Source organism: Streptomyces sp. HSW2009, from assembly GCF_040240285.1.
Taxonomy (GTDB): Bacteria; Actinomycetota; Actinomycetes; order Streptomycetales; family Streptomycetaceae; genus Streptomyces.
On the sequence record NZ_JBEHZD010000423.1, the window covers coordinates 1 to 7,175 of the forward strand.

Below are 7,175 nucleotides of genomic sequence, written 5' to 3' on the forward strand. Positions count from 1 at the left end.
GGGGGGGGGGGGGGGGGGCGGGGGGGGGGGGGGGGGGGGGGGGGGGGGGCGCCGCCCCCCCCACGGCAGCGTATTGATCCGCGGCGTACGCCGGCGGGCGCTGGGTCAGCGCAGGAACGGGTCCACGGCCACGGCCACGAAGAGCAGTGACACATAGGTGATGGACCAGTGGAAGAGGCGCATCTCCTTGAGCTTGGCGCCGGTCACGCCGGCCTTGGCGCGGGTCTGGAGGCCGTGCGCCTCCTTGAGCCAGAAGGCGCCGAGCGCGGCGGCGACCACCGGGTAGAACCAGCCGGTGTAGCCGAGCGGCCACAGCAGAAGCGACACGCCGACCATCACCCAGCTGTAGAGGACGATCTGGCGGGCCACGACCTTGTTGCCCGCGACGACCGGCAGCATCGGCACGCCGACCCGCTCGTAGTCGTCCTTGACCTTCATCGACAGCGGCCAGTAGTGCGGCGGCGTCCAGAAGAAGATGACCAGGAAGAGCACCGCACCGGCCCAGGAGACCGAGTTGGTCACGGCCGACCAGCCGACGAACACCGGCATGCAGCCGGCGATGCCGCCCCAGACGATGTTCTGCGCCGTACGCCGTTTGAGCAACATCGTGTAGACGACGACGTAGAAGACCAGCGCACTGAGGGCGAGCATCGACGACAGCGGGTTGACCAGGAACCACAGCCAGGCCGTGGAGACCACGGTCAGCGCGTACGCGAAGACCAGGCATTCGCGCGGCGAGACCATGCCGGTGACCAGGGGCCGCTGCGAGGTGCGGTCCATCAGGGCGTCGATGTCCCGGTCGATGTACATGTTGAACGCACCGGCGCCACCGGCAGACATGAAGCCGCCCACGCAGGTGGCGAGCACCAGCCACAGGTCGGGGACGCCCTCGGCGGCCAGGAACATCACCGGAACGGTCGTCATCAGCAACAGCTCGATGACGCGCGGCTTCGTCAGCGCGAGGAACGCCTTGGCACGGGCCCCGAACGGCCGGTGACTGTGGCTCTGGGTAGAGAGCGACCCCACAGGACGGGATTCGACGGCCGTCACGCACACCCCTGGTTTAGTGACATCAGCGGCGGTGAGCCGCGGGCAGACCAGCAAGCACCGGACATGAAGACCCGGTAAAGACTTGCGCGTACCACGCCACTCTAGACGTTGCCGCTCCCTCGTCCGTCGCCGGGGTGGGGTCGTGTTGGCGGCCGACCTGGGGTGCTCGGGGGGCGGTGGGGCGAGCACGGACCGCGGTTCCGGCGCGCGCTCGGGCGCCGTCACCGGCAGGGTGGGAGGAGGGTGTGTCGAGGGTCCGCCGCGGCCCTCGGCGCGGGCGCCCGTGACGGGCGGGCGACACCCCGGGGAACCCGTGTGGCCAGCCGGTCATCGCACTGTCCACAGGGTGCAGCGGTCGAAAGGATGACCACCGTCGCGAGGGTAGGCTCGGCCCTGCCCGGCGTAAAACCCTCAACCGGCATCCGACCTTGTGGAGAGGAGCCCTGACTCAGGGTGAGCACCAAGTCGACCACCACAGATCTTGAGTGGACCGAACTGGACCAGCGGGCCGTGGACACCGCCCGCGTCCTGGCCATGGACGCCGTGCAGAAGGTCGGTAACGGCCACCCCGGCACGGCCATGAGCCTGGCGCCCGCGGCGTACCTGTTGTTCCAGAAGTTGATGCGGCACGACCCCTCGGACGCGAACTGGACCGGCCGTGACCGGTTCATCCTCTCGCCGGGGCACACCAGCCTCACGCTCTACGTCCAGCTCTTCCTCAACGGCTACGGCCTGGAGCTGGAGGACCTCAAGGCGTTCCGCACCTGGGGCAGCAAGACCCCCGGCCACCCCGAGGTCGGCCACACCACCGGCGTGGAGACCACCACCGGCCCGCTCGGCCAGGGCATCGCGAACGCGGTGGGCATGGCCATGGCCGCCCGCTACGAGCGCGGACTCTTCGACCCGGACGCGCCGCAGGGCAGCTCCCCCTTCGACCACACCATCTGGGCGATCGTCTCCGACGGCGACCTGGAGGAGGGCATCTCCGCCGAGGCGTCCTCGCTCGCCGGCCACCAGAAGCTCGGCAACCTGGTCGCGCTCTACGACGACAACCACATCTCCATCGAGGGCGACACGGCCACCGCGCTCTCCGAGGACGTGCTCGCGCGGTACGCGGCGTACGGCTGGCACGTGCAGCGCATCGAGCAGGGGCCGAACGGCGACTTCGACGTACAGGCGCTGTACGCGGCGCTGAAGGCGGCGCAGGCCGAGACGGAGCGGCCGTCGATCATCGCGGCCCGCACGATCATCGCCTGGCCGGCCCCGAACGCCCAGAACACCGAGGCCTCGCACGGCTCCGCGCTCGGCGCCGCCGAGGTCGCGGCCACCAAGGAGGTGCTCGGCTTCGACCCGGAGCAGCACTTCGCGGTGGACGAGACGGTGCTCGCGCACGCCCGCGCGGTCATCGAGCGGGGCCGCGCGGCCCACAGCGACTGGGACAAGCAACTCCTGAGCTGGCGCGAGGCCAACCCGGAGCGGGCCGCCGAGTTCGACCGGATCAGCGCAGGTGAGCTGCCGGCCGGCTGGGAGAAGGCGCTGCCCACCTTCCCGGCCGGCAAGGACGTGGCCACCCGCAAGGCGTCCGGCGAGACGCTGAAGGCGCTGGGCGCGGTCATCCCCGAGCTGTGGGGCGGCTCGGCCGACCTCGCCGGCTCCAACAACACCACCATCGACGCGTCCTCCTCCTTCCTGCCGGCGGACAACCCGCTGCCGGAGGCGAGCCCGTACGGCCGCACGGTGCACTTCGGCATCCGCGAGCACGCCATGGGCTCGACCATGAACGGCATCGCGCTGCACGGCAACACGCGGATCTACGGCGGCACCTTCCTGGTGTTCTCCGACTACATGCGGCCTGCGGTGCGGCTGGCCGCGCTGATGAAGCTGCCGGTCACCTACGTGTGGACGCACGACTCCATCGGTCTCGGCGAGGACGGTCCGACCCACCAGCCGGTCGAGCACCTGGCCGCGCTGCGCGCCATCCCGGGGCTGAACGTGGTCCGCCCGGCCGACGCCAACGAGACGGCGATCGCCTGGCGCGAGGTGCTGCGCCGCCACCACGACAAGCCGGCGCCGCACGGCCTGGCCCTGACCCGGCAGAACGTGCCCACCTACGAGGCCAACGAGAACGCGGCCAAGGGCGGCTACGTGCTGGTCGAGGCCGAGGGCGGGCAGGCCCAGGTGATCTTGATCGCCACCGGTTCCGAGGTGCAGCTCGCCGTCGAGGCGCGCGAGCAGCTCCAGGCCGCCGGCGTGCCCACCCGGGTGGTGTCGATGCCGTCGGTGGAGTGGTTCGACGAGCAGGACCAGGCGTACCGGGACAGCGTGCTGATCCCGACCGTCAAGGCGCGGGTCGCGGTCGAGGCCGGCATCGGTCTGACCTGGTACCGCTTCGTGGGCGACCACGGGCGGGTCGTCTCCCTTGAGCACTTCGGCGCCTCGGCCGCCTACCAGGTGCTCTACCAGGAGTTCGGCATCACCACCGAGGCGGTCGTACAGGCCGCTCGGGAATCGATCGACGCCGCGGCGCGCTGACGCCCGTATACGACTAGGAGGAGTGGCACTTCCCATGACAGACGCACTCAAGCGCCTCTCGGACGCAGGCGTCGCGATCTGGCTCGACGACCTGTCCCGCAAGCGGATCACCTCGGGCAACCTCGCCGAGCTGATCGACCAGCAGCACGTGGTCGGCGTGACCACCAACCCGTCGATCTTCCAGAAGGCGATCTCGGGCGGCGACGGGTACGAGCAGCAGCTCGCCGACCTCGCGGTGCGCGGGGTCACGGTCGAAGAGGCCGTCCGCATGATCACCACGGCGGACGTCCGGGACGCGGCCGACATCCTGCGCCCGGTCTTCGACGCGACCGACGGCCAGGACGGCCGGGTCTCCATCGAGGTCGACCCGCGCCTGGCGCACCGTACGGACGCCACCGTCGCCGAGGCCAAGCAGTTGGCCTGGCTGGTGGACCGGCCGAACACGCTGATCAAGATCCCGGCGACCAAGGCCGGACTGCCCGCGATCACCGAGACCATCGGCCGCGGCATCAGCGTCAACGTCACGCTGATCTTCTCCCTTGAGCGCTACCGCGAGGTCATGGACGCCTACCTGGCGGGCCTGGAGAAGGCGAAGGCCGCCGGGCTCGACCTGGCGAAGATCCACTCGGTGGCGTCGTTCTTCGTCTCCCGGGTCGACACCGAGATCGACAAGCGGCTTGCGGCGCTGGGCACTGACGAGGCCGGCGGCCTCAAGGGCAAGGCCGCACTGGCCAACGCCCGCCTCGCCTACCAGGCGTACGAGGAGGTCTTCGGCTCGGCGGACGGCTCGGTCGCGCCCTCCGAGCGGTACGCCGCGCTGGACAAGGCGCAGGCCAACCGGCAGCGTCCGCTGTGGGCCTCGACCGGCGTCAAGGACCCGGCGTACAAGGACACGCTGTACGTGGACGACCTGGTCGCCCCCGGCACGGTCAACACCATGCCGGAAGCGACCCTGGAGGCCACCGCCGACCGCGGTGAGATCACCGGCGACACCGTGCGGGCGACCTACGCGCAGTCCAAGGCCGACCTGGACGCCATCGCGGCGCTCGGCGTCAGCTACGACGACGTGGTGCGGGTCCTGGAAGAAGAGGGCGTCGAGAAGTTCGAGGCGGCCTGGACCGACCTGCTGAAGTCCACCGAGGCCGAGCTCAACCGCCTCACTCCGGCAAAGGACTGACCTTGTCTGACCCCGCACGCAGTGACAATCCGCTGCGTGACGCTCAGGACCGACGGCTCCCGCGCATCGCGGGGCCGTCGGGCCTGGTGATCTTCGGCGTCACGGGCGATCTGTCGCGTAAAAAGCTGATGCCAGCGGTCTACGACCTGGCCAACCGCGGGCTGCTGCCTCCGGGCTTCTCCCTCGTCGGCTTCGCCCGGCGCGACTGGGAGGACGAGGACTTCGCGCAGGTCGTGCACGACGCCGTGAAGGAGCACGCCAGGACCCCGTTCCGGGAGGAGGTCTGGCAGCAGCTCGCCGAGGGCTTCCGCTTCGTCCCCGGTGAGTTCTCCGACGACGAGGCGTTCCAGCAGCTCAAGGCCACCATCGAGGAACTGGACGGGGCACGCGGTACGGGCGGCAACTTCGCCTTCTACCTGTCGGTGCCGCCGAAGTTCTTCCCCACCGTCGTCCAGCAGCTCAAGAAGCACGGCCTGTCCGAGGGCCAGGGCGACTCCTGGCGGCGCGCGGTCATCGAGAAGCCCTTCGGGCACGACCTGGCCAGCGCGCAGGAGCTCAACCAGGTCGTCCACCAGGTCTTCCGGCCGAGCGACGTCTTCCGCATCGACCACTACCTGGGCAAGGAGACGGTCCAGAACATCCTGGCGCTGCGCTTCGCCAACACCATGTTCGAGCCGCTGTGGAACCGCTCGTACGTGGACCACGTGCAGATCACCATGGCCGAGGACATCGGCATCGGCGGTCGAGCCGGGTACTACGACGGCATCGGCTCGGCCCGGGACGTCATCCAGAACCACCTGCTCCAGTTGCTGGCGCTGACCGCCATGGAGGAGCCCGCCTCCTTCGACGCGAAGGCGCTGGTCACCGAGAAGCTGAAGGTGCTCACGGCCGTTCGGCTCCCGAACGACCTGGGCCGGCACACCGTCCGCGGCCAGTACACGCACGGCTGGCAGGGTGGCACCGAGGTCTGCGGCTACCTCGAAGAAGAGGGCATCGACCCGCAGTCCAAGACCGACACCTACGCCGCCATCAAGCTGGGGATCGACAACCGCCGCTGGGCGGGCGTGCCGTTCTACCTGCGCACCGGCAAGCGGCTCGGCCGGCGGGTCACCGAGATCGCGGTGGTCTTCCAGCGCGCCCCGCACTCCCCCTTCGACACCACCGACACCCAGGAGCTGGGGCAGAACGCCCTGGTCATCCGGGTGCAGCCGGACGAGGGCGTGACGATTCGGTTCGGCTCCAAGGTGCCGGGCACCTCGATGGAGATCCGCGACGTGACGATGGACTTCGCCTACGGCGAGTCCTTCACCGAGTCCAGCCCCGAGGCGTACGAGCGGCTGCTGCTCGACGTGCTGCTCGGGGACGCCAACCTCTTCCCGCGGCACCAGGAAGTTGAGGAGTCCTGGCGCATCCTCGACCCGATCGAGGAGTACTGGGACCGGCACGGCCGGCCCGAGGAGTACACCGCCGGGACATGGGGGCCGAAGGCGGCGGACGAGATGCTCGCACGAGACGGACGGAGCTGGCGGCGGCCATGAACATCGATCTCACGGACACCACGTCCAGCCAGATCAACTCCGCACTGGTGCAGGCGCGCCGGGCCAGCGGAACACCGGCCGTGGGCATGGTACTCACCCTGGTCATCGTCACCGACGAGGGCAACCACTACGACGCGCTCAAGGCCGCGAGCGAGGCGTCCAAGGAACACCCCTCGCGCATCCTGGTCGTCATCCGCCGCCCCGGGCGCTCCCCGCGCGACCGCAAGATCGCGCGGCTGGACGCCGAGGTGCGGGTGGGCGGCGAGAGCGGCACCGGCGAGACGGTGCTGCTGCGCCTGCACGGGGAGCTGGCGAGCCACGCCCACTCCGTGGTGCTGCCGCTGCTGCTGCCCGACGCGCCGGTCGTGGTGTGGTGGCCGGAGGACGCGCCGGAGCACCCCAGCGAGGACCTGCTCGGCCAGCTCGCCGCGCGCCGCATCACCGACGCGCAGGCCACCGAGGACCCGGTGGCCACCCTCGCGCTGCGGGCCCAGACGTACCGGCCCGGCGACACGGACCTGGCCTGGACCCGCATCACGCCCTGGCGCAGCGTGCTGGCCGCGGCGCTCGACCAGAAGCACTCCACGATCACGTCGGCCTCGGTCGACGGCGAGGCGTACAACCCCAGCAGCGAGCTGCTGGCGCTGTGGCTCGCCGAGCGCCTCGGGGTGCCGGTCGAGCGGCACGTCTCGGACGGGCCCGGGCTCACCGCGGTGCGCCTGGAGACCGCCGACGGCACGATCTGCCTGGACCGCGCGGACGGCTCGCTGGCCGAGCTGGCCATGCCGGGCCAGCCCGACCGGCACGTGGCGCTGCACCGCAGGGAGACCGCGGAGCTGATCGCCGAGGAGCTGCGGCGGCTCGACCCGGACGAGACG

General features: G+C 70.6%; 5 protein-coding genes. 4 read left to right on the top strand and 1 reads right to left on the bottom strand.

Annotated elements, in window-relative coordinates:
* Positions 1–105: 105 nt before the first annotated feature.
* Positions 106–1,050 (bottom strand): heme o synthase, encoded by a 945-nt coding sequence (locus tag AAHZ94_RS25130; protein ID WP_349995428.1) that lies wholly within the window; start codon positions 1,048–1,050, stop codon positions 106–108.
* A gap of 453 nt (positions 1,051–1,503) precedes the next feature.
* On the opposite strand from AAHZ94_RS25130, the gene tkt reads away from it, so the two are divergent.
* The 4 genes from tkt to opcA form a co-directional block, all read left to right on the top strand.
* Positions 1,504–3,582: a transketolase gene (tkt, locus tag AAHZ94_RS25135; protein WP_349995429.1), complete on the top strand. Its 2,079-nt coding sequence runs from the start codon at positions 1,504–1,506 to the stop codon at positions 3,580–3,582.
* 34 nt (positions 3,583–3,616) lie between these two features.
* A complete protein-coding gene (gene tal, locus AAHZ94_RS25140) occupies positions 3,617–4,759 on the top strand; it encodes a transaldolase (protein WP_349995430.1) in 1,143 nt (380 codons plus the stop codon).
* Between the two features lie 2 nt (positions 4,760–4,761).
* Positions 4,762–6,297 (top strand): glucose-6-phosphate dehydrogenase, encoded by a 1,536-nt coding sequence (gene zwf / locus AAHZ94_RS25145; protein ID WP_349995431.1) that lies wholly within the window; start codon positions 4,762–4,764, stop codon positions 6,295–6,297.
* Positions 6,294–7,175, top strand: an 882-nt coding sequence (opcA, locus tag AAHZ94_RS25150; protein ID WP_349995432.1) for a glucose-6-phosphate dehydrogenase assembly protein OpcA, incomplete at its 3' end; no start/stop codon positions are given. The genes zwf and opcA, both read left to right, overlap by 4 nt.

Excerpts from the sequence above, each read along its gene's own strand:
- tal (WP_349995430.1), top strand. The coding sequence starts at position 3,617 with ATGACAGACGCACTCAAGCGCCTCTCGGACGCAGGCGTCGCGATCTGG.